This is a genomic window from Nocardia sp. NPDC051463 (assembly GCF_040681975.1).
GTDB lineage: Bacteria > Actinomycetota > Actinomycetes > Mycobacteriales > Mycobacteriaceae > Nocardia.
Map to the genome: position 1 here is coordinate 109,246 of NZ_JBFBAB010000017.1, position 26,236 is coordinate 135,481.

Genomic DNA, 26,236 nt, shown 5'->3' on the forward strand with positions numbered 1-26,236 from the left:
TGCCCCCCTAGGGCAGCGGAGCCGTCGTCGTCTTCGAACGCTCCACGTATTCGTCGTTGATCAGGTGGTAGGCCTGACCCACGGCGCCTGTCCGGTGCGCATCGGGGCGCGAGCGACCTGGTCCGCGGTCGTCGCTGTGGCGAGCACCCGACGCATTTCTCCACCTACTGCGTGATATAGCAACCCCACCAAGAGCGAGCGCTCCGAATCCGGCCCGCGAAGACCCGTACTGTCCGGGTCGCCGATCTCCGCAGGATCTATGTGCAGAATCGCCAGCACGGCCCGCAACTGTGCGATCGTCACCATCGTGTAGCGCTCGCCATCCGTCGCAACGGCCCTCGGCCGCACCCTGGGACCTTGGCAAAAAGTGGGGTCCGAACCAAACCAGCGGACCGTTAACCTGCCAGTAGCCACAGCGCCGGTACGGCGAGCGCGTGCAGGCCAACTCGAGTCCCCTCAGCCTGCCGCTACCGCGACGATCGACCGGTTCCCGGCTCCGGCACGCACGGTGCCGACCCCACGCAGTGCACCGGCAAGATGGTCCGACAGCACCTCACACATGGCAGCCAGTTGGTCCTTGCGGTCGGAGTCGAGGGCGTCGAAAACCAGGCTGCGCACCGCGTTCAGATATTCCGGAGTCGCTTGGTCCACCTTCCGACAACCGTCCGCGGTGATGACGGCGTACACCCCGCGCGGTCCCACTGCGGCGCTGCGCACCGCCCAACCCCTGCGTTCCAGCTTGGACACCGCGTGGGACAACCGCGATGTCGAGGCGTTCGCCGCACAGGCCAGCTCGGTCATGCGCATCCGATGATCGGACTCTTCCGACAGCAGCGCCAGCACACGGTACTCGAAATGAGTGACTCCGAATTCGCGTTGCAGCAAACCATCCAGAACACTTGGCAGGCGTGTCGTCACCGTCACCATCGCCCGCCAAGCCCGCTCTTCGGTGTGGTCGAGCGCCGTCGCCATGAATTGCCCCCACTTTCAGCCAAGTGACATCGAGTCCCGTGTTCGGATGTGCACCGCGTCGACTATCCGACGCGACGACAAGTTTGCCGCATCTTCGCTGGATCCACGAAACCCTATACAAACGAGCGAGCACTGTCCATGGGCTGGACAGGTTCTGAGATGGGGTTGTCCACCGAGTGTGCCACGACCCCACCCCTTCGCATGGCGCGGTCGCCGACGCCGCGGCTTGTCTACCGCGCTTGCACATGACACGCCGGCGGGGCGTCGATCGGCCGGCCCGTCACGTCCTCCTGGACGATGTATGCCGGGCTCTGATCGACCTCGAAGCAGACGATTCGCCCATCGTCGGTGCAGCGCAGGTCGATGCCCGACAGCTCGAGACCGAGTCGGCGCACCAACCGAACGCATTGCTCGCCAACCCCATCCAGGATGGTCACGGGCAGCATGGTCACCTCGTCGGACCGGTCGAAGTGCCAATCAGTGGCCGCGCTACGGACACTCGTGTCGAGTACCTGGGTGTCGAGCACATGCACGCGCACATCGAGACCTGGCACGTATGCCTGGAACTGCGATCGCCTGCCCGTGTCAGTGAATTCCGAGGCGGCCATACACTCTTTCCTCTGCCCGGGTCAGCATCCCGACGCTGCCGACGCAGTGTTCGATTGCGACGTTCTATGCGCTGCCAACGGCGAACTATGCGCTGCCAACGGCGAACCGCCATCACTTGGTGGGTCCATGGACTCGACACCTACGATCGTGACCGTGACGATGGCATCACGTCCGGGTACTCGACCACTCGCATTCCGGACAACGTCTACTGGAGCAGGCATGAACCGACTGGTGTGCGCGCAGAGCGAGATCGCCCGTGCCACTCGGGAGTTCATCGACGCCGCGGAATTCTCGATTGAGCCGCGCCAACGCAGCCACCGTGGTTAGGTTCATCTGGGTGGGAATGGCTGTGACAAAGTTGTGCAGGAGGATGGACGATGACGCGTGCTGAGTCGGTGGGCCTCGACACGACCACACCGAGCATCGCGCGCGTCTACGACGCCCTGCTGGGCGGGACGGACAACTATCCCGCCGATATTGCGGTCGTCGAGCATCTTGCCGAGACCCTGCCGGAGATCCGTGAAGTCGCACAGGTGAATCGGGCCATGCTCGGTCGCGGCGTCCGCTACCTCGCGGGCACGGCAGGCATCACGCAGTTCCTCGATCTCGGCGCCGGGCTGCCCACCATGGAGAACACCCACCAGGTCGCGCAGGCGCTGCGACCGCACGCGACAGTCGCCTACGTCGATATCGATCCGATCGCGTTGGCACACGGTCGCGCGCTGGTGGAGAACAACGAAGGGACGGTGGTCGTGGCCGCCGACCTGCGCACCCCCACCGCAGTTCTCGACGATCCCGCGGTTCGGCAGACGATCGACTTCACCAGCCCGGTTGCTGTCATGCTCGTCGGCATCTTGCACCACCTCCACGACGATGAGGATCCAGCGGCAATCGTCGACAGCTATCTCAGTGCGGTGCCCTCGGGCAGCCATCTGTTCATTACCCACTTCTGTGACTCGGGCCCGGAGGCACGCGCGCTGGAAAAGTCGTTCTTGGAATTCCTCGGCACCGGCCGGTTCCGGACGCATGACGAGGTACTCCGCCTGTTCCGGGGTCTGGAACTGGTCGATCCGGGTCTCGTGTACGCGCCCGAATGGCGGCCTGCCGACGCGGACCCCGGCGAGCTGAGCATCACCCAGCGGCTGATGGTCGGCGGGATCGCGCGCAAACCCTGAGGCCCCGTGGCGTCGACGCGCGGATCATGGCGCCTGAAAGTACTATGTACGTACGCAGAAAGTAGTGCGCGACGGGATGCCGGTCCCACCACCGCCACTGCTGGAGGTGAACTATGCGCGTACGGAGATTCGGCGAGCTCGAAGCGGTCATCATGGACCGAGTGTGGGATCGCGACGAACCGACCACTGTCCGTGAAATTCTCGACGAGATCAGCGCCGAACGCGAGATCGCGTACACCACGGTGATGTCGACCATGGATAATTTGCACCGCAAAGGCTGCCTGGAGCGGGAACGCCTCGGCAAAGCGTATTGGTATCAACCCACACTGACCCGTGAGCAGTACAGTGCAAATCTGATGCACGAGGCCCTCCATGGCGGTGGCCGATCAGATCTGGTGCTGGCCTATTTCGTCGAGCAGATCGACGCCGAAGAGTCAGCGGGACTGCGTGCTGCGCTGCGACTTCGGCGCGATCCACTGCAGCCGAGACCTGCGGGAAGTCTGTCCGAGCAGCAGTGAACTTCTCCGGCGACGTCGAAGGTCGCCGGAGGACTCGCCGCAGCTTTCCACACATGGCAATGCGACTCGCACGACGCCCGCTGACGTCCAGACCGAACAGCCACTCCCGCACGCAATGACGCGTTCGGTTCAATAGCCCTCTGACACAACACCTTTCACAACAGACCGAGTTCGGGTACCCGGACGCGTCCGCTTCCTGGACAAGCCGATATTACGTATGTAGATAGTAGGTGTCCGCTAGGTTAAGTGCATTCGCGGTGTGCCGCACGGCTCGACGCCGATCGACAGGAGGAATGCCTTGATGCGTTTTCACGCATTCAAGACTTCGAAGCAGCGCAGCGCCGAGCTATGCGCCCGGATCCGACGGCCTGCCGCGCAGCGGGCCGCCGGATGAGCGAGGCGGTCTGCCTGATCCTCTCCAGCTTCGCCGTCGCCGTGCTGGCTCCGCGCCCCCTCGCGCGACTCACCCACCGCGGCATCGCGCCACAGTTCGAGTTGGTCGCGTGGCTGAGCGCGATCGGGTCGGTCATCGTTTCATGGACCGTGGTCCCGGTGATCGTCATCGCCTACGTGATCATTGATTTGGCCGAACCGGGCCGCCCGGTCCTCGACAGCTGTTACACCCAACTGCACGACGCCGCCACCGGGCATTACGGAGTCCTGGTGCAGGGCGGGTTCGTCGTACTAACGGGATTCGCCCTGTGCGCAGGAGTGGTACTGCTCATCCGCGTCGGACGGTGGTTTCTCCTGGCCCGCAGCACCACCCACGAGCACGCACGAATGGTTCGAATAGCCGGGCGGCACGACGCCGGATTGGATGCCATAGTGCTCGAGGTCGCCCAACCGGCCGCTTACAGCGTGGCAGGCAAACCACACACCGTCGTCGTCACGCGCGGCGCAATCGCCGCGCTCGACCAGTACCAGTTGCGTGCCGTATTGGAGCACGAGCGCGCCCACCTCGCTGGTCGGCACCACCTGTGGCTCGCACTGACGCGGGGGCTCGCGGCCAATCTCTCCCGGATCGAGCTGTTCACCGTCGGTGCGACCGAAGTCGCCCGACTTCTGGAGATGTGCGCAGACGACGCCGCCGCGCGCGTGCACGGCCGACCGGCCGTGTTGCGGGCCCTGCTCACCCTTTCCGGCATCCCCGAGGCCGCCTCTGCGGTGCTCGGCATGAACGGGGTGGACCTCCCCGCGCGTGTCGAGCGGCTGATCCCACCGATCGAGCCCCGGCCGGGAGTTCGTGCCCACCTCGCGCTGGGAACTGTTGTCGCGCTGGTCATTATCGGGCCGCTCGCGTCAGCGACGTTGGCCGCCATCGGCATTGCCGTCTCCGCCCCGCTGTTCGGCTGATCGCCGCCGTCGACACGGGGCCCTTGTGCACGGCAGCGTTTACGGGTTGCGCATTGCGCAAATGACATTCGAGCGGAGTGACCCCAGGCAGTGTCGATTGCCGATGACAGGATCCGGCCACTGAATGAACCTTTCTGATTACGCAATCTTGCGTATCGCGCAAGGTTCGATACCGTTTTAAGCATGCCATTCGTGCTCGGATTGCGGGAACACAAGAAGCTGGCGACCCGTGAAGCGCTGGGGTTCGCCGCACTGCGGCTGGCGGTGGAACGAGGCCTCGAGGATGTTCTGGTCGAGGACATAGCTGTGGCGGCGGCCGAGGCCACCGCATGACCGCACCGAGCGGTGCACCACGACAAGTCGCAGTCTGCGGACCGCGCGACTGCACCAGCGCGGATGCCATGCATGCCACCGAAGTCGGTCGGCTTCTCGCGGAGGCGGGGGTAACGGTGCTGTGCGGCGGCGGCGTCGGGGTTATGGCCGCTGTCGCCGACGGCGCTTCTCGCGCAGGCGGACTTGTCATCGGTGTCCGCCCGGACACCGATCGCAGCGCGATCTGCGCGGGTTTGTCGGCTGTGCTCTATACGAACATGGGTGAGGCGAGGAATGCGATCCTCGTCCGCTCCGCCGACGCGGTGATCGTCATCGGCGGATCATGGGGCACCCTCTCCGAACTCGCCCTCGCCCATCACCGCGGCGACATCCCCGTGGTCTGTCTCGGCGGCTGGCAACTCCGTAACGCGGATGGAAACCCCATCGACGCAGGACAAGTCGCCACCGACCCTGCCGACGCGGTCCGCCGCGTGCTCGACCCGACCAGCTGATCGAGCGACAGACAGACACGCCGCGGGAACCAGTGCGGCCAGCGCTCACCGCGGAGCGTCGGCCCGCAACGCTCGCACAAGAGCGCTGTGGGCCGATCGGTGCGTCTATTCGGCATTCGGATTCCTAGCTGTGCGGTTCCTCGCTTGCTCAGCCCGGATAACAGCTCCTTGTCCACAACCAGCGGACAAGGAGGGTGGTCGTGGTGTTGGCCGACCGGGTTTTGCCTGTGGCCCTTGCCGGTCGGCTACGACGGGGGTGCCGTCGACGGGACCCGAACCCGCGATCATCTGGTTGAAGTCAAACGATCGTCTCCGGCTCCGGCACGCCATGTCGCGGATCGCGCTTTTCGTCAACTACGACTACATAGTGAGCAGCATGGAACCGCTCGGCGTGACCGCAACTCAGACGCGGTCACACCGAATGGCACACCGGGTCACGGCAACTTCGAATCCGGTCACGCGGATCTGCGCAGTCAGCCGCACCACTCGGTGGGCTCGGCCACCTCGACCTGGGCATCCATCGACAACGAACAACACGTCCGCCCCGGCCAGCACGCACCGACAACGATCTGCGCGCCTGGCCACTGTTGCGCATCCGGCAATTCTGACCGACAGGCAGCCGCCACACTCGGCGCGTCCGGGTGTGGTGCCGAGTGGTGCTAGGCCGAGTGGTGCTAGGCCGATTGGCGCAGTGGATGCAGGGCGGCGAGAGCGCGGAGTGCGTCGGCGCGGGAGATCGGCTGGTCGTTCTCCAGGGCGGCGAGCTCGAGTTCGATCCAGTCACGGATCAGTGCCGACATGGTGACGTTGCGATCTTCGGCGGCCCGCTTCACCCGCTGATGCAACTCGAACGGGATGCGCAGCGACGTGGTCACGGTGACCGCGTCCGCACGCAGCACCGGTGGCACTTCGGCCGGATCCACAGGTTCGTCACCGAATTCGAGGCCGGCCAGGAAATCCTGGACGTCCTCCGGGTTCGTCGGATAGTCAGTCATCGGCGTGCTCCCAACGCTCGAACTCCGCGACCTGCGTGCCTGCCATCTCGACGGCACCCAGGATGTCCCACTGCCAGTCCTCGGTCCGGCGGACGGCGACGATGAGCGGCCTGCCTGCGTCGGTCCGGCCCCACACTGTCAGAACCGTCAGCCCGCCGGGGCCGCGCGCCCGCCGAGGCCATCGGCGAACACCGGTGAGCACTTGCAACACCTCGGGGGGGTTGATCCCGATCAGTGACAGTAATGCCCACTCAGGCCAGTTATAACCCACAAACAGGGATAATACAAGTGTATTGCCTTCGAAGGCGTGGTGGGCTGCCCGGCCGCCACCTCGCCGGCCGGTGCGCGCACCCTGCCGCACCGGCTCTGGCGGCGGCCGGTCGAGAATGCGCGCACCGGCCGGACTCATCGCGCGTGGGCCCGTGACAAGTTCCAGTGCTGCCAGTTGTCACCGTCGAGGTCCGCGCGAATCGGATCGAGCACCTCGGCGCGCAGCGGTTCCGGCAGACGCTCCAGCGCCGGGACGATATCCGGCGAGAGGGTACTCAGGTACTCGGCGTCGAAGCTCTTCCCGTGCTGCCAGCGGTCGATGTTCTTGTCCGCGATAAGACCCTCGGGGTTCAGCACGGCAAGGGCGACCAGTGTTGCGGTGGCGGTGCCGATCGCGGCACGAGGCAGCCAGGCGCGGTCCAGCCGGAGTACCGCGGCGATCACCAGCAAGTAGACCAAGCCGAGCCACAGTTCACACACCTCGACCAGCAGTCGCAGCACCGTGAACCCATACGCCTGCTGATAGGTCCACATCCGGCCGAGCGCTGACGCGACAATGACCAAGGAGAGCACACTCACCGCGCACAGCAGCGTTCGCAACCACAGCCGATCAGCCGCGGAATCCTTTGCTGCCCAACGTAAGACGACCAGGATGATAGCGAGGGTCAACATCGTCACGATCGACAACTGCCAGAATCCACTGCGTGCGTACTCGGCGTAGGTGAGCCCGGCGGTCCGCTGCACGTAGTCGTCACCACCGAACAGCGCAACGAACTGCGCACCGACGAACAGCGCGAACAGCGCCGTCAGCGCGCCGACGGGCAACACCCACTCCAGTCGTTGCAGCGATCGACCGGTCTCGGCGTCTTCCTCGTCGAACGGCGTGGCAGGCGGTCCGGCCAACAGGTACATCGCACCGAGCGTGCCCAGCCCGACGACAGCAAACAGGACAGTCCACTGGATGATCGCCCCGGCGTCGACCTCCGGTGTCACGCTCGCAAGCAGGTTCGCGAACGTCGCATCCGCCCCACCGAGAAGTGGCACGAACACCGCCAGAAGCACGACCGTCACCGCCACCGACACCGCGACCCGCCACGACCTGTCCTGATCACTCCGGCGCGCCCGGCCGATCGCGGCATACACCCACGGCAGCGCAGCGAACGACTCGATCGGCACCGCGATCACGTCGTACCACACTCCATTGGCCGATCGCCGCCCGACGGCGGCCAGCGATCCGGCCACACACGCGGCGAGTGCGCACAGGACGAACAGCCATCCGGCGGCGCGGAACGCGCCCACCGCGAGCAAGGCCAACGCCGAGGCCGACCACCAGATCCGGCCCCAGTCTTCTGGGATGCCGCTAGTGCTCTCCGCGAGATCCGACAGTGGCATCGTCGCTTCATCCGCGATCGGCGCAGCTCCCGCGGCCGGTCCCGCAGTGTGCTCCGATCCAATGTCTGTGTCGGCGGCGCGCACAGCTCGGGGAGCGACGGACCCGGTCTGCACGGCCTCAGTCGTTGTCGACTCCTCTCGCGCAGCTTCGACTGCCCCGAGCTGTACGGCCCCGGCTGCGTCCGAACCGGTCGGCAACGCTGCCTCCATGGCGGTCGGCAACGCTGCAGCGGCAGCCAATCCCGTCGGCAACACTCCAGCCGACGCGGAACCCGCCTGCACAGCTTCGACCTTTGCCGACTCGTCCTGCGCGGCAACTGGTTCGAGCGCGCCCGAGGATGCCACGTCGGTCGGAGGTTCGGTCGAGGAGTCTTTCGCCGCAGACTGCGATGAATGACGATGCCCGGCCTGCGCGGTACCGACCTCGGCAACACCGACCGCCGCAATCCCCTCCGCGGGCAGGCCCCGAGACCCACCGTCCACCGCGGACTCGGCGTCAGCTCCCGCGGTACGCCGCGCACGCCGATCCACGAAGAACACAGCGGCCGCGACCACCGCTCCAGCCAGCACCCAGCCGACCCCTGGACGATCCAACGGGATCAGGACCGCTCCTCCTACGCCCGCGATGGCCGCAGCAGGCAGCACACCCGATGGACAGGTCACTCGCCGCCATCTCGGCGGGAGCGGTACCCACGCTCTCGGCGCGTGGAGTGGTGGAACTCCGGTCGGAGGAGGCGGCATCAGGTTGCCCGACGGCGTCGAGGGTGACTGCTGCCGGACAGGCGCAACGAGTCGCGTAGGACTCGTCGGAGCCGACGGGTTAGCCCGCCACCCTGCACTCCACGGCGGTGCAAGCTGATCCGCATCCGCTTCACAGTGTGGGGTCGTCGGTGTCTGCTCCTTCGCGGTCTCGTCATACGGCGGATGATCGCCAGGTAATGCTCGTTTCGATGTCGGTGGTTCCTCTGGCGTCGCGGGCTGTTCGGGCATGAGATTCCCCTCCTGTGGGTGTGCTGGAGCGCCCCGGGACCTGTCGAGCGGTTCGGGTGTGGTGAATCGGGTTGGGCTAGGGGTGGTTGCGCGGGCGTCAGCGGTCGGGCAGGACTACACGAATGCGGGAGCCGGGGTCGGCCACCGCGATGGTGCCGCCGTGTAGGTCGACGACCCAGCGGGAGATCGCGAGGCCGAGGCCGGTGCCGCCGCCATCGGTGCGGCCGCCACGGGTGAAGCGGTCGAAGATGCGGGCGCGTTCGGCTGGTGGGATGCCGGGTCCTTCGTCTTGGACCTCGATGACCAATTGGCCGTTATCGGCATGTGCGGTGATCCGCACGTGGCCGCCTGCCGGCCCGTGGCGGGCGGCGTTGTCGAGCAGATTCAACAGCACTTGGTGCAGGCGTGCACGGTCTGCCGACACGCTTGCTGTGCTCGGTTGCACATCGGTGCTGAATCGCACGCCACGCCCGAGCGCCGCCGCCATCACCTCGGCTTCCGCAACGACCTGGGTGAGCAGCGGGACAACGGCGAGACGTTCACGATCGAGCGGAAGCGCACCCGCCTCGATGCTGGACAGATCGAGGAGCTCGGAGACGAGCAAGCCCAACCGCTCGGTCTGCGCGAGGGCTGTACGGAGGGTCTCGGAGTCGGGCTCGGACACCCCGTCCACAAGATTCTCCAGCACGGCATTGAGCGCGGTGATCGGTGTACGAAGCTCATGGGAGACATTGGCGATGAGATCGCGGCGCTGCTGGTCGGCGGCGGCCAGGTCGGCAGCCATTTGATTGAACGCTGCCGCCAGCTGCCCGACCTCATCGCGCGAGCTCGCGCGAACTCGCCGTGTGTAGTCGCCGTGTGCCATCCGTTTGGCCGCGGCGGTCATCTCACGCAGCGGCCTGGTGATGCCGTGTGCCAGGAACTGCGAGGTCACCAATGCGATGACGACGGCGGTGAGTGTGGTCCGCGGCGGCAGCCACCCGATCTTGAAGCGAAAGAACCCAAAGGCCACCCCACCCGAAACCAGCATCAGAATCGCCAACTTGAGCTTGATCGACCGGACCGGATCGAGCGGGCGTGGCAACACTTCGGCCACGAAGTCGCCGAACTTCTCCACGGTGCTCATCGGGCCTCCAGCGCATAGCCGACACCGTGCACGGTGCGGATCAGGTCGGCACCGAGCTTGCGGCGCAACGCCTTGATGTGGCTGTCGACGGCGCGGGTGCCCGCGGCGTCGGCCCAGTCCCAGACTTCCTCGAGTAGGCGTTCACGGGCCAACACCACACGGGGCCTGCGGGCGAGTCGAGCGAGCAGCTCGAATTCGAGTGGGGTCAGTTGAGCTTCGAGATCACCGCGCCAGACCCGACGCTGATCGAGATCGATGCGCAGGTCGCCGACGACAATGGCGGCATCGTCCCGGTCGGCCGCGCGGTCCATGCGTCGCAGCAGTGCGTGCACTCGGGCAGCGAGCACACGCATGGAGAACGGTTTGGTGAGATAGTCATCCGCGCCGACACCGAGCCCGATCAACTGATCGGTTTCATCGGTGCGCGCAGTGAGCATCAGCACCGGCACGCCACGCCCGGCCTGGATACGCCGGCACACCTCGAGCCCATCGAACCCCGGCAGCATTACATCGAGCACCACAAGATCGGGTTCCACCGCCTCTACAGCGGCGACCGCTGCGGGGCCATCGTGAGCAATATCGACGGTGAACCCCTCTGCCTGCAGCCGGGCCGCGACGGACTCGGCGATGGTCACCTCGTCGTCGACGACGAGGATCCGACGCGATACCGGCTGCCCTGCGACCAGTGCGCTGTGCTCCATGCTCCGAAACCCTAGCCACCCGCTGTGGAGAGAAGCGGTGTCAAATGTGGAGATTCCGTGTGTTCGCCTTTCGTGGGAATTCGGCAAGTCACTCTGGATCGACCCGAGTCACTCGGCCGGCCGGATCGTGATCGGCTGCTGCTGCGAGCATTACGCCAGGCCCCCGCCCGATGCCTGGGCTCCTCGGGCGGACGCCGGGTGTCGTGCGGACCGCGTTATTTGCGCGCTATCCCGCCGACCATCAGTCGCTCGGCCAGAGTGAGCTTGTCACGGACGATCCGGTCCGGACGCCATTCGGGCAGATATACCAGCCCGGGCTCCACGAGTTCGAGACCACGGAACAGCCGCAGAATCTCCTCGCGTGTCCGAAACCGCCCCGTCCCCAGATAATCCAGGAACGACTTCTCTACCGGGCCCGCCTCCGGGCCCTCGTTGAGGAAGTGCGTGATGAACACATGGCTGCCCGACGGCACCGCGTCCAAGTAGCCGTCTACTACACCTTCGGGGTCTTCACCGTCATGAAGGTGATGCAACATGCCGACGAGCAGGACCGCGACCGGCTCGGAGAAATCAATCATCTTCTGCACCTCGGGGTGGGCCAGGACCTTGTCCGGCTCACGCAGGTCGGCGGTCACCACCCGAGTGCTGTTGTCCTGTTCCAGCAGAGCGCGCCCGTGCGCCAACACAATTGGATCGTTGTCGACATACACCACGCGCGCATCATGCTGGAACGACTGGGCGACCTGATGGGTGTTCTCCATGGTCGGCAGCCCCGCGCCGAGGTCGAGGTACTGCTTCAGCCCGGCTTCGCCGGCCAAGTACCGCACGCCGCGGCCCAGGATCGCGCGATTCAATTTCGCCAGCACATCGACTTGCGGCATCGTCTCGACGAGGTGGTCGACCACGCGCTGGTCGACCTCGTAAAAGTCTTTGCCACCGAGTAGCGCATCGTAGACTCGCGAAATACTCGGCTTGGTGGGGTCGATACCCACCGGTACCGACTCGGAACCCATCATCGTCACCCTCCCATGCAGGATCCGCATGCCTGGATTGTTCGGAGCAACCTAACCATGAAGGGCCGAGGTCCCGTGGCCCGATACGCCATTCTGTCGTGTTGTGACGCCTAACGGAAATCCCGAGCGCCACAACGGATCCTGCGCCCTGGAGTCGATCAGGGCACACGATCCGGGCACGGCCTCCCTCGACGTGCGATCGACGCGCGCTGGATGGTAGCCCATCCGCCGGACGGTCGATCGCCGGCACTGCGGAGCGGACGCGGCTACATCAAACCGTATCCGACCTGCAACGGAAGGGATGGCGCATGATCCAGCCCGCCAGGCCGGCCGCAGTGCACAGTTAACAACATGTTTGCTAGGGGACGGATCGGGATTCGCGTGCTCGTGGCCATGGCGGTCGCGCTCCTCGCCACCCACGGGTTCCCAGGGGCGGCTACCGCGGCAGACCAGCGCGCAGCGCTCGGCGGTGGATCGGGCATCGTGCTCGGCGGACATTGGGCTTGCACCCTCACCACGATCGGTTTCGACCGTGCCGATCGGATGGTCGGACTGACCGCGGGACATTGCGCGGAGCTCGGCATGCCGGTCGAATCCGAGCACCTGCCACAGGCCGGGGTCATCGGCACGGTGGCCGCGGTCGATCACAACGACGACTATGCCGTGATCGAGTTCGACCGCGGCAAAGTCCACCCGATCCGGCAAGTGACCTCGACACTCATTGCCCGAATCGGTACGCCGCCGCGCGAAGGCGACATCGTCTGCAAGAACGGGCGCACGTCCGGATTCAACTGCGGCGTCGTGTGGGACACCCACCGCTGGTGGTTCCAGAATCAAGTCTGCTCGCAACCGGGCGACTCGGGTGGTCCTGTCACCATCGGCGACCAGCTGGTCGGGATGAATGTCGGACACATCGGGGTCAAGGTCCTCGGCGTGACCGTCTTCGACATCATGTGTCAGGGCACGGGAGTGCCGGTCCACGATCCGGCAGTGGCCAGTCAAATCGGCATGGTGCTCGACGACATCGACCGGTCCGGCGGCATCGGAACCGGCTTCCGTCCACTCTGACCGCGGCACCGATGGCCCGTACTCCTCACCGCCGCCATCGCGCTGCGACCCGATCTCGTCAGCGTGCTCGCGGGAATGAACGACATCATCCGGCCGCGCTTCGACCGGGACGCCCTGTTGGGCCACCTCGACGCGATGTTCGCCGCGCTGAGGCGCACCCGACATCCGCGTTGTCACCTTCACCCTCCCCGACATCGGAGCCGTCGCGCCGTTCGCCCGGCCGCTCTCATCGCGCGTGCGGGCACTCGATGCCGATGTGCGTCGACTGACCCGACAGCACGACGTCACGCTGATCGACTTCGAGCCGGTCGCAGTCACCACCCATCCGAAGGTGTGGGCGGAGGACCGATTGCATCTGAGTCCACTGGGCCACGATCTCGTCGCCCGCGCGGTCGCCGCCACGCTCGGCGTTTCCGGCGCAGACGAGACCTGGCGCCAGCCCTTGCCGCCGATCCACCGAACCGCCACCGGGATGGTCGCAGGCGAGGCGCGGTGGGCCGCCGATCATCTGCTGCCATGGATGGTGCGGCGCCTGCGTGGACGCTCGTCGGGCACGGACATCCAGCCCAAACGGCCGACCTTGCTGCCGGTACCGATCTGACGGTGTCGGCTCGAGGTCGGCCACACGGTCGATACGGGAGCGTCCATGGCAGTCGATGCGCATCGAGAGCCGAGACCGGGTCGACCGCCCGATACCGTGCGTCTGCGTCCTACGACCGGCAGTAGTATGGCCCGGGTGCGAACACCGATGGAGACAGCGGCGCGACTGCGTGGCGCTTTCGTCGGATCAGCATCCGGCGCGGTGAGTATCGCCGCTCACACTCTCGCAGGCGGCACGGTCTCTCCCGGCCGCTCCGCGCTCACCCTGCTGCTGGCGGCATGCACGCTGACGGGCGCTGTGGTCGCCTCCAGGCGCGCCCGGTACGGCGCCGTCGAGGTCATGACGATGCTCGCGATCGGCCAGACTGTCGGCCATCTCGCCTTGTCGATCTCGGCGGACCATCACCACAGCACACAACCCGGTGGGGTCATGCTGATGACCCACCTGATCGCCATCCTGGTCGGCGGCCTCCTCATCCACGGCGCGGAACGTGCCGTCACCGGTGCGGCATCGAGCGCAGTGCGCGCCGTCGACGTGCTCGGCACTGGACCACTCGCACCGCAGGCACCTGCCCTCGCTGTGTCGGTCGGCGCTATGCCGCCACCGAAGCGACTGCTGTTCAGTTCGGGAATCGGCACCCGGGGACCTCCGGCGCCCCGCTAGCCCGGCCCGCAGGCAGTCGATGCGTTCATGCATTCAGCGCTGTCGGCATTCACGCTCGACCTCGGTATTACGTTGCCACCACAGCGGATACACGCATGCGGCCGCGCAGAGGACCGCACCCACGTCGAGCGATGTCGGATGTCCTGCACCGCGCCCGCGCGCAGTTCAGTCGCGCACGTGACGGGCTTCAACACCAACCCACTTCGCGCAGGCCCTCACATATCGACCTGAGTTGGTCGCCGACCCTCGCCTGGCTCGTGTCGCGGCGAGTCGAGCACTGCTCCTCGAACCGGTCCTCGGCGCATCGATCGAACGTCTCGGTGTCGCCAATCGCGCCCTGCCCACAGCGAAAACCCATCCCTCCCCGATCGGAGCCTCCCATGCTGACAACAACCCGACCATCCGCACGCCGTCCCTTCCGTGCCGTGCGCGTTGCGGCCGCCCTCGCCACGGTCCCACTCCTGCTCGTCGGCTGTTCGTCCAACGACAAGAACACCACGCCCACCAAAGCAGCGGATGCGATCACCGTCGAGGATCAGTGGATCAAGGCCGCTGAAAGCGGAATGTCGGCCGCCTTCGGCGATCTGAACAACTCCGGCACCACGTCGGTGACGGTCGTCTCCGCCACCAGCCCCGCCTCCGAACGAGTCGAGCTGCACGAGGTCGTCGCCGCCGCGGACGGAACCAAGAAGATGCAGCCGAAAAAGGGCGGCTTCGTGATTCCTGCACACGGCACTGTCGCACTCCGACCCGGTGGCGACCACATCATGTTCATGGGGCTGAAAGCGGCGCTGCGCACCGGCTCGGAAACTCCGGTCACGCTCACTTTCGACGACGGAACGACCACCACCTTCACCGCCCGTGTGCGCGACTTCCCCGGCAACCAGGAGAACTACGCACCAGAAGGCGACCACATCGGTGGCGGCACCCCGCAGACCCCCACGCACGGTGGCTGAGTCCGCCCGCCCGGGACGCGTCACTCGCCGACACCTGTTCGGCGGGGCCGCCGCCGCGGCCGGCGCCGCCGGGCTCGGTTGGGGTGCGGTCGCGCTCGGCGATCGGCGGACCGGCGACACCGATCCGATGCCGTCCGCGATAGTGCCCTTCTACGGCGAACACCAGGCAGGCATCGAGACAGCACCACCGGCGCAGGCAACCTTCGTGGGGTTCGATCTTCGACCCGGCACCGACCGCGACGATCTCATCGGGCTCCTGCGGATCTGGACCGACGATGCCGCGCGGCTCACCCAGGGCCGCCCCGCGCTGGCCGACACCGAACCCGAATTGGCGCACCGGCCCGCGCGGCTCACGGTCACCGTCGGACTGGGGCCCAGGGCGTTCACGGTGGCAGGCATGGAACAGCGGAGGCCGTCGTGGCTGCGTCCATTGCCGCCGTTCGACATCGATCGTCTCGAACCGGCCTGGAACGACGGGGATCTCCTATTGCAGATCTGTGCCGACGAGGCGACGGCCGTGTCACACGCGGTACGGGTGTTGTGCAAGAACGTGGCATCGCTCGTCTCGGTCCGCTGGGTACAGCGCGGTTTCCGCAACTCCGCGCCAGGGCAGACCCCGCGCAACCTGATGGGGCAGGTCGACGGCACCGTCAACCTCGCGCCGGGCACACCTGATTTCGCCCGACTGGTGTGGGACGACGGCAGCGCACAACCCTGGCTGGCGGGCGGCACGTCGCTGGTGCTGCGCCGCATCGCGATGAAGCTCGACACCTGGGACGAAATCGATCCGGAAGGAAGGGAACTCAGCGTCGGCCGCAAGCTGGCCGATGGCGCGCCACTGACCGGGACCACGGAATTCGACGAGCCGGACTTCGCGGCCGTCGACGCACACGGCATTCCGGTCATCCCGCCGTCCGCACACATCGCCCGCGCCCATCACGCCCACGACGGCGAGCGGTTCCTGCGCCGCGGTTACAACTACGACGACGCGCCACCGCCTGGTCAGACCTCCAACTCCGGGCTGCTGTTCGCGGCGTTCCAGCGTGACGTGGATGCCCAATATCTGCCGGTCCAAAAGCGTCTCGCCGAATTCGACGCCCTCAATGTCTGGACGACACCGATCGGGTCGGCGGTGTTCGTCATCCCAGCGGGGGTTCGGTCACCCGACGGATATCTCGGGCAATCGTTGTTCGAGTCGTGACGACAGGTCCGATGCTCGCGTGCGGCAACACGGCCATCGGACTGTCGTGACTCGATCCCGACTTGTGCCTCAGGTCCACAGCACGGCGACCAACACGTTCACGATCGCCAGCCCACCCGCGGCGGTCGAGACCCACGGCACGGTCTTACCCCGTTCTGCATCGGCGTGTCCCAGCTCCGCGAACGCGGCGACCAGCACCGAAAATGACCAGGATCTTCGCCATAACGAGGTCCTTGCCGAGCGAGTCGGCCATACCGACGAGCACAAGGTGATGATCTGCAAACGCGCGCCCCACACCATCGCCGTGACACGTTCGGCGGCCCGGCCGCATAACCCCCCGACGCGCCCGCCCATCGCTCTCGCTCGACGACCTCGACATGGCACCCACATTCGGCCGAACCCGTCGCAGCCGCCAAACCCGCGCTCCAGCTCGGCGGTCAACGCATAGAACTGTCCGGCTATCGGGTCGAGGAAGCTTATTTCAAATATTCAACTATATGAGGGATGGCCAGTCTCGGATATCTGATGCCTGGCGAGCGGACTGCGGCCTGTAGTGGTTGAGCATTCGCGACGGCAGGTCGCTCTCGATCACCGTAGATTCGCCGTGACCACGGACTGGAGCTCCGCGATGGCAGCCTCGAGGGTGTCTACATGAGCCGCCGCTGTTGGCGGCAGCGCACAGTCGCGCCATCCAGGCCCCGCCAACAGCACGCGCGCCCAGCCCTCATACGGGCCGAACGTCGGAATCGGGATCGCAGTGCGGCTCGATTGCGACCACAGCACAACAACCGGCCTGCGATCATGCTTGGCCAACGCATCGACAACAGCGGTAGTGGGCACCGACGCGCCGAGCAGCAGCGCAGACAGACCCAGTTCCGCCAAGGCGGCGCGCAACACCTCCAACGGCAGCACATGGCCCTCCCCATCGGTACAGGCCAGCACGATCGGCGGACCACCGGACACGTTGCGCAACAACGGAATCACCCGGTGCAGGCTGGTAGTCACCGCCCATGACAGCAGATGCTCGACATCCACGAACCCGGCTCCCCCACGCTGCTTTCCGACGATCTCGGCAAAAACCGGGCGGCACAACCGATTCCACGTCGCCACTACTCCGTGATGAGTGAGGTGGGCAGTGATCATGGCAACCAGCTCAGCGGCGTCGAGCCGCTCGGCGGCGGAGATCGCGGGCGCGAGGTCACCGAGCTGCGGCACCGGCACGGCCACCGTACGGGCGGCCACCGCGGCACTGGCCGGACTGGCGCCCGCCCGCACCAACTCGACCATCCGAAGCGCAACCGCGAAGTCGGTCGGCGTATAGCGCCGATGCCGGCCCCGGTAGCTCTGTGATGGCCCCAGGCCGTATCGCTGATTCCAACTCCGCAACGTCGCCACCGGAATTCCGAGACTGCGAGCCACCGCCCCGACGGGGTACTCGACCAGCGGCCGTACAGGCCACTCATCACTGCTCACGGGCCCACCGCGCTTACCCCGCTTCCCCGGCGTCCCACGACCTGACCGCCGCGGCGGGGTTGTGTTCAGCGGTTCCGGTGATATTGCGAGCCATGCCGCCGAACACGGCGTTGTGAAACGGTGTTATCGCCGTCCAGTACAGGTGACCGGCAAGTCCGTGCGGCTGGAAAATGGCGCGTTGTCGGTAGCGGGAACCCCCTCCGGGGGCGGGCTCGACGCCGAGTTCGAGCCATGCCAGTCCCGGGACCCGCATTTCGGCGCGAAGCCGCAGCAGGTGGGGACGGTCGATGTGTTCGACGCGCCACCAGTCCAGGGCTTCGCCGACATGCAGGCGGTGTGGGTCTTTGCGGCCGCGACGTAAACCGACCCCGCCGGTGACCCGGTCGATCCAGCCACGCAGCGACCAAGCAAGCGGAAACGAGTACCAGCCGTTCTCGCCGCCGATGGATTCGAGGACCGCCCACAGGGTGTCGGGGTCGGCGTAGGTGTCGCGCTCGCGGAGATCTTCGTAGAGCGAGCCGCCGGACCAGGCCGGGTCAGTGGGTAGCGGATCCGAGGGCGCGCCGGGTGTGCTGGCGTCCGACCAGCGGGTCGGCACCTCGGCGTCGCGGATACGGGTCAGTGCCAGTTCCATGGCACGTTCGCTCCGGACGAGGCCATCGGCGGGGTCGGGGATGTACGCGGCGATGTCATGCTCACCGCACACGACTTCGTGGACGAGAGATTCGATGAGCGGAACGGCCAGGGCGCGCGGGACCGGAGTCACCAGGTTCACCCATTGCGCCGACAGCCATGGCGTGAGCACCGGAACCGGCAGCACCACCCGACGAGCCAGCCCGGCGACCAGCGCGTATTCGCGCATCATTGCCAGGTAGGTCACGACGTCCGGGCCACCGATATCGAACGGGCGGTTGACATCGGCGGGCAGCTCGGCGGCCCGCAATAGGTAGTACAGGACATCACGTATCGCGATGGGTTGGATGCGGTTGCGCACCCATCGGGGCGTGATCATCGCGGGCAGGCGTTCGGAGAGGTAGCGCAACATCTCGAAACTGGCCGAGCCGGATCCGATGATGACTGCCGCGCGTAGTTCCGCGGTGGGGACCCCGGATGCCCGCAAGATTTCTCCGACCTCAGCGCGGGAAGCGAGGTGGCGTGAGAGCTCTGTGTGTTCGGGGATGATGCCGCCGAGATAGACGAGGCGCCCGACCCCTGCCGAAGCCGCCGCCGCCGCGACGACCCGCGCCGCGTGCTGGTCGATGTCCTCGAAGTCGCGGCGGGTCAGCGAGTGCACCAGGTAGTAGACGACGTCTTGGTCGGCGACCGCGGCCCGCACCTCGTCATAATCGGTGACATCGCCGCGGACCACCTCGACCCGGTCACGCCACGGCACCTCCGCCAATTTCGCCGGTGTGCGGGCCACCGCCCGGACCTGATGACCAGCCAGTGCCAGTTCCGGCACCAAGCGTCCGCCGATATAGCCGGTCGCGCCGAAAACCACACACCTCATGCTCGATCATCCTTCTTCTCGGTCATGGATTCGGTGCGGACCGTGGCCGCCGCGCGCCGCCCTAGCGACCAAAATCCCCGGTGTTCACCGCATCACGGTTACGTGTTCAACCGCCACACGCTGAGGTTGAGACTCGCAGCGAACACCGTCCACGCGAAGTACGGCATCAGCAGCAGCGCAGCGGTGCGACTGTGGCGGGCAAAGGCGATCACCGTCACCGCAACAGCGATCGTCAACGCAATGATTTCCACGAATGCGAGACCGCGCTGTTCCGCACCGAAGAACAGCGGTGTCCACAGACCGTTCAACACCAATTGCACAACGTAGAGCATGATCGGCACGCGAACCTCGCCCCACGGTCTAGCACGCCATAGCCACCATGCCGATGTCGCGATCAGCGCGTACAGCACCGTCCACACCGGCCCGAACAACCACGACGGCGGTGCCCAATCAGGCTGGGTCAGGCTGTCGTATCGGCTTGCTGCCGACGAAGCCGACACACTGCCGGTGGCTGCCGCCGCCAAGACCAGCAGCACCGACACCGCCGCACCCAAAGCCTGGCTACGCCACGTGTACGGGAACGAGTTGCTGCCGGCGCGCGACGCGGATTCACCCGGCCGGTAGCTATTGTCGAGGCGGTCCATCGAAAGGCTCCTGATACGTCTGCGGTTGGCGACTACGCGCCACCCTGTGGCTCGGGCTCCTTGTCCCAACGCATGGCTGGTCCATGAACTGCGGGCATTCAGCCGCGCTGAAAGATTCAGCGTTCACGCGGGTGGCATCAAGACCGAATCGATCAGGTAGACGGTGGCGTTCGCCGTCTGCACGCCGCCGCAGATCACCGAGGCGTCGGCGACCTTGATGTCGTCGCCCGATCCCGTCACGTTCACGGTGGCACCTTCGACGGTCTTGTGTTCGCCCGCGATCTGGCTCGGCGCCAGCCTTCCCGGCACCGCGTGATAGGTGAGGAGGCCTGTCAACTTCGCCGAATCGGTTTTGAGCGCATCGATCGTCGCCGCGTCAATTTTCGCGAATGCATCATCCACGGGCGCGAAGACGGTGAACTGACCGCCGTTGAGGGTGTCGACCAGGTTGACCTGCGGATTGAGCTGACCGGATACCGCCGCGACCAGCGTCGTCAGCATCGGGTTGTTCGATGCCGCGACAGTAACCGGCTCTTTCGCCATGCCCTCGACCGATCCGGGGCCGGTCGGCACCTGTTTCGCATAGTCAGCGCAACCGGGCCCGACCAAATCCGCTGCCGCACCACCCGACGCCGCAGAAGCAGGCGCGGCGGAAGTTGGCACCGCCGACGTCGGCATCCCTTTCGATGCAGTGGACGAGGAATCAGAGTTGTCGTCGGAGCAGGCCGAGCCGCCGAGCAAGGCGGCCACCAAGGCCAGACCGGTCAATACCGAACGTTGGGTTTTTCTCATTGTTCCATCGCTTTCGTTGATTCGACCTCACAGAGTCATCTGTCGTTGTGCGGCTGGCCTCGCCCTTACTGCGCTCCATCAGCGATCCAGCGCGACATTCTCGAGCACCTCCTGAGTGTCGCACCATCTCGGCTCGACCGCATCGTTTTTGCATCGAATAATCACATTCGCGGGAAAAACGCAGGGTTCGATGCACTGGAATCAGAGGACCGACACCCCTCGAGCAATGGAAAACGGCGCCCTCGCGTATTGCATCAACATCAAGTGGGCACATTGGGAAACACCCCGCCACTACGACCCTCCCCGGCAGTTCAACGACGGACGTGGCGAGCACCATTCACGCCGCGGGCACGCGACCGATTACCCCGATCACTGGGTCTACTACGGCTGAGCCTTCGACCGCAGCAACGGGAACCACCCCGACATGCACATCGCTCGGCTCGCCGACACGCGCACGGCAGTCGTCCACAACACCGCCGCATCAGATTGGGCGAATATGCATGTCGCACAACGCCTTTCCACCCGCGAAGGCCGCAAGCCCGATGGTTCTCTACAGAACATGTCGATCTCGAATCGAAACTCGCGAATCCGAACCTTTATTCGCCCCGGCTACAGGCCGAGGTGATCACGGCCGACCGGTCTCGTTCGGCGATTACGGTGCGGCGAGCGGTCCTTCCGCGTAGAAGTCGCGCAACGCGCCGGTAACCGCGAGCAGGACTCGGTGGGCAGCCTGTAGATCGGCATCGGGCAGTTCGGCCATCGCCGCTCGGGTTCGGTGGCCGACCGGGATGAAGAAGCTTCCAGCGACCGTCATGCCGCGGTCGCTGTAGCGAAGCCGAGCCTTCCGGCGATCGACCTGGTCGACGTCACGCTCGATGTGCCCCGACTCGATCATCCGTTCCACCAGGTAGGTCACGGCAGCGGGAGATACGCCCATCAGGGTGCGCAGCTGACCGGCGGTGAGCGGTGACCCTTCCGAGTCTGCGGTGGCTATGTGAGTGAGTGCACGAAAGTCGTTGGGGCGCAGATTGTTCAATCGGGCGAAGAGATGGCCGAGCTGATCGGATGCAGCGGTGAGCGCGCGGATGTCGCGGGCGATGGCGAGTTCCAGACCGTCGCGCTGGTCACCTGCGGGCGACGCGGGCTCGGGAGCGTCGGTCACTGTCACATCCTTTCCATCGCCAGCCAGCCTAGCGGTTGAGGCCCCTCGGTCCGCTATTATTTAAGTATCTGAAATAATCGAGGCATGGGTACTTGGGATCGATACGCTGCGGTGGTGACCGGCCGCAGGTCATGGGCACTGTTGCTGGCTTCGGTGGTAGCTGGGCTCGCGCTGATCGGCCTGATCGGCGGCAACGACACGGCCGGTCAGGCGCCTGATTCACTGCCCTCATCGGTCGAGTCGGCTCGCGTCGAACAGTTGACAGAGGCGCTACCCGACGGGCGGACCGCGTCAGTGATTCTGGTAGCGACACGCAATGACGCCGGTGAACTCGATGCCGCAGATCTGGCTGCCACCGAGGCCGCGCTGATGCGGATGCGCGGCGGGGCGGTCGATCCGAGCCGGAGCGATCGTGGGCTGGTACTGGCGTCGGACCGGCGAGCTGCGCTGGGGCAGGTGCCGGTACCCTCCGACCTGACCGGATTCGACTTGACCGATCGCATCATCGAACTGCGCGCTGCCGCGAAAACCGGTGCACCGGAAGATGTCAGGCTGCAAGTAACCGGCGGTCCCGCTTTCGGCGCTGATATCGCTGATTCGTTTTCTGGTGCCAACGTGGCGCTGCTCGCGGTGACCGCTGCTGTGGTGGCGGTGTTGCTGATCGCGACCTACCGCTCCCCGGTGCTGTGGCTGGTGCCACTGGTAGTGGTTGGGATGGCCGATCAGATAGCCGCCCGCGTCGGCACCGCGATTGCAGAGCTCACCGGGCTGACCTTCGACGGCTCCACCGCGGGCATAACCAGCGTGCTGGTCTTCGGTGCCGGGACGAACTACGCACTGTTGCTGGTGTCGCGCTACCGTGACGAACTGCACCGCGAGGCCGATCATCGCGTGGCGTTGTCGTCGGCGGTGCGCCGCGCCGGGCCCGCGATCCTGGCCAGCAATCTGACGGTTGTCATCGCGTTGCTCACATTGCTGCTGGCAACGCTGCCCAATACCCGCAGTCTGGGCGCCCTCGCGGCGGCAGGTCTGCTGATGACCGTGGTGTTCGTCCTGGTGGCGCTACCGCCCGCGCTGGCCCTGTGCGGCCGAAATATTTTCTGGCCATTGACTCCCCGGGTCGACGGTCGGGATGCGGCATCAACGGGGGTTTGGCACCGGATCGCCGAGGGGGTGGTGCGTCGCCCCGTCCTGGTTTCCGGCTCTGTACTGCTGATACTGACCGCCTGCGCCTGCGCGCTGTTCACGACGCAGATCGGTTTGTCGCAAGCCGAGCAATTCCGGGTACGCGCCGAATCCGTCGACGGTTTGGACACTTTGGCCGCACACTTTCCCTCCGGTGCCGCCAGCCCGGCCACGGTGCTGGCGCGCACCGAGGCGGCCGGTGCCGCATCGGCCGTTCTCGAAGCGACTCCCGGTGTGTCCACGTCGATGACCACAGGCCCGATGGGCACTGGATACACCCGATGGTCGGTCACCCTGGACGCTTCGCCCGGATCTGCCGATGCTTTCGACGCGATCGCCGGAATTCGTACCCAACTGGCCGAAATCCCCGGTGCAGATGCCCTTGTCGGCGGCTCCGACGCGCAAGCGCTCGACGTCCGTGACAGCGCTCGCCGCGATCAAATGCTGGTCATCCCAATGATTCTGGCGGTGGCCCTCATCGTTTTGGTGGTGCTGCTGCGTGCGATACCTGCTGGACTGTTGCTGGTGGGAGTCACAGTGCTCAGCGCACTGGCCGCGCTCGGGCTCGGTAGTTGGATCAGCGGCCATGTCTTCGGCTTCCCTGCACTCGACACCAATGTGCCGCTGTTCGGATTCTTGTTCCTCACTGCGCTGGGTATCGATTACACGATCTTCCTGGTCGCCCGGGCCCGCGAGGAGACTGCCGGACATGGCACTACGCGTGGCATCGTGCGCGCAGTCTCATCCACAGGCGCTGTCATCACCAGCGCCGGGATCGTACTGGCGGCGGTGTTCTGCGTGCTGGGCGTGCTGCCGCTGATCACTCTGACGCAATTGGGCATCGTTGTTGGACTCGGCATCCTGCTGGACACCTTCGTAGTTCGCACGCTGGCAATTCCAGCGCTGTTCAGTCTGGTCGGGGACCGAGTCTGGTGGCCGAGTAGACCCGTCCCGAACGGTGATTGACGCCCCAGGTCGCCCACGTGTGTTCAAGTCGGTTCGACGGCTTGCGTTCCCGACCAACCCGGGTGACCCTATAGCCAGGTTGGCACGCCGCACGCTGCGGTCGTGACTGTCGAATCCTCTGTGTCCGTAGCGCGGCGGAGGGATACCCTTGCTCAACCCAGTTTGGCGTCTTTCCAGAACAGCGATGTTCACTGATTGACCGTGGTGAGGCAACCATCTCGATGACCGACAACCATCGCGCCGAACTCGCCGGCTTCCTCAAAACTCACCGTTTCCGCTGAAACCCGCCGATGCCGGTCTGCCCGACGATCTCGTCCCGATTAGGCAGCACACCCCGGGTCCGCGCCGCGAGGAAGTCGCCGAGCTCGCCGGGTCAGCATCGTCTCCGGAATCACCGGAGACCGGCCGCGGCCGGCTCTGTGCTGGCAAGGAACTTGCGGGGAATCCTCAGCGGCTCGCCCGTAGTATGCGGACCGGGCGCAGGGCCTGGGGTGGTTCGCCCTCGAATTCCGCGGATCCATCGAGGTACCCAGCGATGAGGTCCGCAGCGGAATGGTCTTCGACGTCGGTGAAGCCGAGCGCGCGCAACTGTGCGGCGATGCCGTCAGGAGTGAAGTAGCTGAACCAGGGTTCGCCGACGGCTGCCGCTCGATTTGCGCGCACCTGTAGCTGCGCACGATCCTCGTCGGTGTCTGCCGACTGCAGGTAGTCGAAGATCACCTCGACCGGCCCGGATCGACCAGCAATGTATTCGAGGGTAGTGCGGGCGGCGTCCGGGGTCAGATAGAAGACGACACCGAGCCACACGAATACGGCCGGATCGGTCCGGCTGAATCCGGCGGCCTCCAATCGTGTTGCCAGTAGGTCGGTTTCGAAGTCGACCGGCACGAAGGTCAACCGCTCGGGCTGGTCGATACCGGATGCGGCGAGGCGTTGGTGTTTCCACGCTTGGGTAGCGGGATGGTCGACCTCGAATACACGCAGGTCAGGATGCGGGTTGCGGTAGGCGAAGGTATCCAGGCCCGCGCCGAGGATCACGACCTGTCGCACGCCGGCAGCGACGGCCTCGGCCACACGATCCTCGGCGAAACGGGCACGAGCAGCAAAGAACAGGCGGCGCGGCCGATCACTGACACCCAGCCGCAGGATTTCCGGGCCGACTCCGCTACCGGGACGATCCTCTGCGGGCCGGCCCAATTCGGTCAGCTCGTCCACCGTGACACCCAGCAGACGTGCCGCAAGTGGATCGGTAAGAATCCTTGGCCGGTCAGCAATTTGATGATAGGCACGGGCGTAAGCAGTCACGAGCGCTGTCCGGCTGGGTCCCTCATTGTCCATACTCGAGAAGGTACTCCCGAACACGACGCGAGCACCGTGAACTCAGCCACACCAGCTACTCCCTGGCCGAGTAGGTCGTGGCAGGCCCCAGTGACCAGGGGGTCCAGGAGCATCTTTGAGAGATCCGGCGCCGCAGTGGCGGTCGTCGATAGCTCGCATCGCCGTGGTCAGGGTCCGGATCTGCTCGAGGTCAGCCGCCCCTCTCCCCGCGGGGGCGGGAGCGATGTCACGCTCGAGTGGCTGCCACCAGCGCATGGATACGATTTTGTTGCAACCTTGCCGTGACGGGTGTGTCGATAGACAAATTCCGACATGTTGCGAGCTCCCCCACTGTTTCGGTGGTTGCAGACGGTCCGGCAGCCACCGTATTCCAGTCATGCGTTCGCTCAGCGGCTGTCTATGGTCATCTCCCCCATTTCGGACCAGTCGGTGGCCTCGATCGTCTGGCTGATGATCCGGGGAGTCGACTGGAGTGCCCGCGGAAGTTCGTTCATCGCGGCCTTGAAATGGGGACTACCGACATGGGCAGCGCCGGCGGCCTGGTCGCGGAAAGCTTCGATGAGAACGAATTCGGTGGGGTCGTCGGCGCCGCGGGACCAGTCGAACCAGAGGTTACCTTCCTCGGCGCGAGTGGCGGAGGTGAACGGGGCGACGAGGTCGAGCCAGCGGTCGGTCCATTCGGGTTTGGTCTTGAACTTGACGACGATGAAGATCACTGCGCGCCTCCTAATGGTGAGTC

26 protein-coding genes and 1 pseudogene are annotated in these 26,236 nt (G+C 65.8%); 11 read left to right on the forward strand and 16 right to left on the reverse strand.

What is annotated here, in order from left to right:
• Positions 1–456: 456 nt before the first annotated feature.
• Positions 457–972 (reverse strand): MarR family transcriptional regulator, encoded by a 516-nt coding sequence (locus tag AB0M74_RS22160; protein WP_366528160.1) that lies wholly within the window; start codon positions 970–972, stop codon positions 457–459.
• A 230-nt stretch (positions 973–1,202) separates the two neighbouring features.
• Positions 1,203–1,580, reverse strand: coding sequence for a hypothetical protein (locus AB0M74_RS22165; RefSeq protein WP_366528161.1), 378 nt, complete (start codon positions 1,578–1,580; stop codon positions 1,203–1,205).
• 378 nt (positions 1,581–1,958) lie between these two features.
• On the opposite strand from AB0M74_RS22165, the gene AB0M74_RS22170 reads away from it, so the two are divergent.
• The 5 genes and pseudogenes from AB0M74_RS22170 to AB0M74_RS22190 all read left to right on the forward strand — a co-directional run bounded on the left by AB0M74_RS22170 (position 1,959) and on the right by AB0M74_RS22190 (position 5,451).
• Positions 1,959–2,756 (forward strand): SAM-dependent methyltransferase, encoded by a 798-nt coding sequence (locus AB0M74_RS22170; protein WP_366528162.1) that lies wholly within the window; start codon positions 1,959–1,961, stop codon positions 2,754–2,756.
• 113 nt (positions 2,757–2,869) lie between these two features.
• Positions 2,870–3,274: a BlaI/MecI/CopY family transcriptional regulator gene (locus tag AB0M74_RS22175; RefSeq protein ID WP_366528163.1), complete on the forward strand. Its 405-nt coding sequence runs from the start codon at positions 2,870–2,872 to the stop codon at positions 3,272–3,274.
• Positions 3,275–3,664: 390 nt separating this feature from the next.
• Positions 3,665–4,627: a M56 family metallopeptidase gene (locus AB0M74_RS22180; RefSeq protein ID WP_366528164.1), complete on the forward strand. Its 963-nt coding sequence runs from the start codon at positions 3,665–3,667 to the stop codon at positions 4,625–4,627.
• Positions 4,628–4,819: 192 nt separating this feature from the next.
• A pseudogene (locus AB0M74_RS22185) lies at positions 4,820–4,933 on the forward strand (TetR family transcriptional regulator); the annotation flags it as partial.
• Positions 4,934–4,956: 23 nt separating this feature from the next.
• The gene (locus tag AB0M74_RS22190; protein WP_366528165.1) at positions 4,957–5,451 is read left to right on the forward strand and encodes an LOG family protein; all 495 of its coding nucleotides are present in this window, start codon (positions 4,957–4,959) and stop codon (positions 5,449–5,451) included.
• Between the two features lie 674 nt (positions 5,452–6,125).
• On the opposite strand, the gene AB0M74_RS22195 is transcribed toward AB0M74_RS22190, so the two are convergent.
• From AB0M74_RS22195 to AB0M74_RS22220, 6 genes are all read right to left on the reverse strand, one after another.
• Complete coding sequence (locus AB0M74_RS22195) at positions 6,126–6,446, reverse strand: CopG family transcriptional regulator (RefSeq protein ID WP_366528166.1); 321 nt, start codon at positions 6,444–6,446, stop codon at positions 6,126–6,128.
• Positions 6,439–6,717 (reverse strand): hypothetical protein, encoded by a 279-nt coding sequence (locus AB0M74_RS22200; protein WP_366528167.1) that lies wholly within the window; start codon positions 6,715–6,717, stop codon positions 6,439–6,441. Before AB0M74_RS22200 ends, AB0M74_RS22195 begins: the two co-directional genes overlap by 8 nt.
• Positions 6,718–6,851: 134 nt before the next feature.
• Positions 6,852–8,771: a DUF4173 domain-containing protein gene (locus AB0M74_RS22205; protein ID WP_366528168.1), complete on the reverse strand. Its 1,920-nt coding sequence runs from the start codon at positions 8,769–8,771 to the stop codon at positions 6,852–6,854.
• Between the two features lie 424 nt (positions 8,772–9,195).
• Positions 9,196–10,224, reverse strand: a complete 1,029-nt coding sequence (locus AB0M74_RS22210; RefSeq protein WP_366528169.1) for an ATP-binding protein — start codon at positions 10,222–10,224, stop codon at positions 9,196–9,198.
• Positions 10,221–10,925 (reverse strand): response regulator transcription factor, encoded by a 705-nt coding sequence (locus AB0M74_RS22215; protein ID WP_366528170.1) that lies wholly within the window; start codon positions 10,923–10,925, stop codon positions 10,221–10,223. The genes AB0M74_RS22210 and AB0M74_RS22215 overlap by 4 nt, the downstream gene beginning before the upstream one ends.
• Before the next feature lie 215 nt (positions 10,926–11,140).
• Positions 11,141–11,968, reverse strand: a complete 828-nt coding sequence (locus AB0M74_RS22220; RefSeq protein ID WP_366528171.1) for an SAM-dependent methyltransferase — start codon at positions 11,966–11,968, stop codon at positions 11,141–11,143.
• 321 nt (positions 11,969–12,289) lie between these two features.
• Between AB0M74_RS22220 and AB0M74_RS22225 the strand changes: the two genes are divergently transcribed.
• The 5 genes from AB0M74_RS22225 (at position 12,290) to AB0M74_RS22245 (ending at position 16,427) form a co-directional block, all read left to right on the forward strand.
• A complete protein-coding gene (locus tag AB0M74_RS22225; RefSeq protein WP_366528172.1) occupies positions 12,290–13,006 on the forward strand; it encodes a hypothetical protein in 717 nt (238 codons plus the stop codon).
• 193 nt (positions 13,007–13,199) lie between these two features.
• Positions 13,200–13,607, forward strand: a complete 408-nt coding sequence (locus AB0M74_RS22230) for a hypothetical protein (protein WP_366528199.1) — start codon at positions 13,200–13,202, stop codon at positions 13,605–13,607.
• A gap of 126 nt (positions 13,608–13,733) precedes the next feature.
• Entirely contained in the window at positions 13,734–14,270 is a 537-nt protein-coding gene (locus tag AB0M74_RS22235) for a hypothetical protein (protein WP_366528173.1), read from the forward strand.
• A gap of 380 nt (positions 14,271–14,650) precedes the next feature.
• Positions 14,651–15,226: a copper chaperone PCu(A)C gene (locus tag AB0M74_RS22240; RefSeq protein ID WP_366528174.1), complete on the forward strand. Its 576-nt coding sequence runs from the start codon at positions 14,651–14,653 to the stop codon at positions 15,224–15,226.
• A complete protein-coding gene (locus tag AB0M74_RS22245; RefSeq protein ID WP_366528175.1) occupies positions 15,219–16,427 on the forward strand; it encodes a Dyp-type peroxidase in 1,209 nt (402 codons plus the stop codon). Before AB0M74_RS22240 ends, AB0M74_RS22245 begins: the two co-directional genes overlap by 8 nt.
• Before the next feature lie 69 nt (positions 16,428–16,496).
• Here the strand turns inward: AB0M74_RS22245 and AB0M74_RS22250 are convergent, their stop codons facing one another.
• The 6 genes from AB0M74_RS22250 to AB0M74_RS22275 form a co-directional block, all read right to left on the reverse strand.
• The gene (locus AB0M74_RS22250) at positions 16,497–16,625 is read right to left on the reverse strand and encodes a hypothetical protein (RefSeq protein WP_366528176.1); all 129 of its coding nucleotides are present in this window, start codon (positions 16,623–16,625) and stop codon (positions 16,497–16,499) included.
• Positions 16,626–17,015: 390 nt separating this feature from the next.
• On the reverse strand, positions 17,016–17,900 hold the full coding sequence (locus AB0M74_RS22255) for a MerR family transcriptional regulator (protein WP_366528177.1): 885 nt from the start codon (positions 17,898–17,900) through the stop codon (positions 17,016–17,018).
• Between the two features lie 13 nt (positions 17,901–17,913).
• A complete protein-coding gene (locus tag AB0M74_RS22260; RefSeq protein WP_366528178.1) occupies positions 17,914–19,410 on the reverse strand; it encodes an SDR family oxidoreductase in 1,497 nt (498 codons plus the stop codon).
• A 98-nt stretch (positions 19,411–19,508) separates the two neighbouring features.
• The gene (locus tag AB0M74_RS22265; protein WP_366528179.1) at positions 19,509–20,054 is read right to left on the reverse strand and encodes a TspO/MBR family protein; all 546 of its coding nucleotides are present in this window, start codon (positions 20,052–20,054) and stop codon (positions 19,509–19,511) included.
• Positions 20,055–20,177: 123 nt separating this feature from the next.
• Positions 20,178–20,846 carry a fasciclin domain-containing protein gene (locus tag AB0M74_RS22270; protein WP_366528180.1) on the reverse strand — a complete coding sequence of 223 codons (669 nt, stop codon included), beginning with the start codon at positions 20,844–20,846 and terminating at the stop codon, positions 20,178–20,180.
• Between the two features lie 652 nt (positions 20,847–21,498).
• Positions 21,499–22,008: a MarR family winged helix-turn-helix transcriptional regulator gene (locus AB0M74_RS22275; protein WP_366528181.1), complete on the reverse strand. Its 510-nt coding sequence runs from the start codon at positions 22,006–22,008 to the stop codon at positions 21,499–21,501.
• A gap of 84 nt (positions 22,009–22,092) precedes the next feature.
• Here AB0M74_RS22275 and AB0M74_RS22280 point away from each other — a divergent pair, with 84 nt between their 5' ends.
• The gene (locus AB0M74_RS22280) at positions 22,093–24,159 is read left to right on the forward strand and encodes an MMPL family transporter (RefSeq protein ID WP_366528182.1); all 2,067 of its coding nucleotides are present in this window, start codon (positions 22,093–22,095) and stop codon (positions 24,157–24,159) included.
• Between the two features lie 447 nt (positions 24,160–24,606).
• Here the strand turns inward: AB0M74_RS22280 and AB0M74_RS22285 are convergent, their stop codons facing one another.
• The gene (locus AB0M74_RS22285) at positions 24,607–25,497 is read right to left on the reverse strand and encodes a class I SAM-dependent methyltransferase (protein WP_366528183.1); all 891 of its coding nucleotides are present in this window, start codon (positions 25,495–25,497) and stop codon (positions 24,607–24,609) included.
• Between the two features lie 386 nt (positions 25,498–25,883).
• Positions 25,884–26,213: a putative quinol monooxygenase gene (locus AB0M74_RS22290; RefSeq protein WP_366528200.1), complete on the reverse strand. Its 330-nt coding sequence runs from the start codon at positions 26,211–26,213 to the stop codon at positions 25,884–25,886.
• Positions 26,214–26,236: the final 23 nt, after the last annotated feature.

What these genes read in the sequence shown, in the direction of transcription:
- AB0M74_RS22165 (WP_366528161.1), bottom strand. Translation starts at nt 1,580, where the DNA reads ATGGCCGCCTCGGAATTCACTGACACGGGCAGGCGATCGCAGTTCCAG.
- AB0M74_RS22235 (WP_366528173.1), top strand. Translation starts at nt 13,734, where the DNA reads ATGGCCCGGGTGCGAACACCGATGGAGACAGCGGCGCGACTGCGTGGC.
- AB0M74_RS22280 (WP_366528182.1), top strand. Translation starts at nt 22,093, where the DNA reads ATGGGTACTTGGGATCGATACGCTGCGGTGGTGACCGGCCGCAGGTCA.
- AB0M74_RS22160 (WP_366528160.1), bottom strand. Translation starts at nt 972, where the DNA reads ATGGCGACGGCGCTCGACCACACCGAAGAGCGGGCTTGGCGGGCGATG.
- AB0M74_RS22240 (WP_366528174.1), top strand. Translation starts at nt 14,651, where the DNA reads ATGCTGACAACAACCCGACCATCCGCACGCCGTCCCTTCCGTGCCGTG.
- AB0M74_RS22265 (WP_366528179.1), bottom strand. Translation starts at nt 20,054, where the DNA reads ATGGACCGCCTCGACAATAGCTACCGGCCGGGTGAATCCGCGTCGCGC.
- AB0M74_RS22260 (WP_366528178.1), bottom strand. Translation starts at nt 19,410, where the DNA reads ATGAGGTGTGTGGTTTTCGGCGCGACCGGCTATATCGGCGGACGCTTG.
- AB0M74_RS22215 (WP_366528170.1), bottom strand. Translation starts at nt 10,925, where the DNA reads ATGGAGCACAGCGCACTGGTCGCAGGGCAGCCGGTATCGCGTCGGATC.
- AB0M74_RS22190 (WP_366528165.1), top strand. Translation starts at nt 4,957, where the DNA reads ATGACCGCACCGAGCGGTGCACCACGACAAGTCGCAGTCTGCGGACCG.
- AB0M74_RS22210 (WP_366528169.1), bottom strand. Translation starts at nt 10,224, where the DNA reads ATGAGCACCGTGGAGAAGTTCGGCGACTTCGTGGCCGAAGTGTTGCCA.
- AB0M74_RS22270 (WP_366528180.1), bottom strand. Translation starts at nt 20,846, where the DNA reads ATGAGAAAAACCCAACGTTCGGTATTGACCGGTCTGGCCTTGGTGGCC.
- AB0M74_RS22170 (WP_366528162.1), top strand. Translation starts at nt 1,959, where the DNA reads ATGACGCGTGCTGAGTCGGTGGGCCTCGACACGACCACACCGAGCATC.
- AB0M74_RS22285 (WP_366528183.1), bottom strand. Translation starts at nt 25,497, where the DNA reads ATGGACAATGAGGGACCCAGCCGGACAGCGCTCGTGACTGCTTACGCC.
- AB0M74_RS22225 (WP_366528172.1), top strand. Translation starts at nt 12,290, where the DNA reads ATGTTTGCTAGGGGACGGATCGGGATTCGCGTGCTCGTGGCCATGGCG.
- AB0M74_RS22195 (WP_366528166.1), bottom strand. Translation starts at nt 6,446, where the DNA reads ATGACTGACTATCCGACGAACCCGGAGGACGTCCAGGATTTCCTGGCC.
- AB0M74_RS22175 (WP_366528163.1), top strand. Translation starts at nt 2,870, where the DNA reads ATGCGCGTACGGAGATTCGGCGAGCTCGAAGCGGTCATCATGGACCGA.
- AB0M74_RS22180 (WP_366528164.1), top strand. Translation starts at nt 3,665, where the DNA reads ATGAGCGAGGCGGTCTGCCTGATCCTCTCCAGCTTCGCCGTCGCCGTG.
- AB0M74_RS22220 (WP_366528171.1), bottom strand. Translation starts at nt 11,968, where the DNA reads ATGCGGATCCTGCATGGGAGGGTGACGATGATGGGTTCCGAGTCGGTA.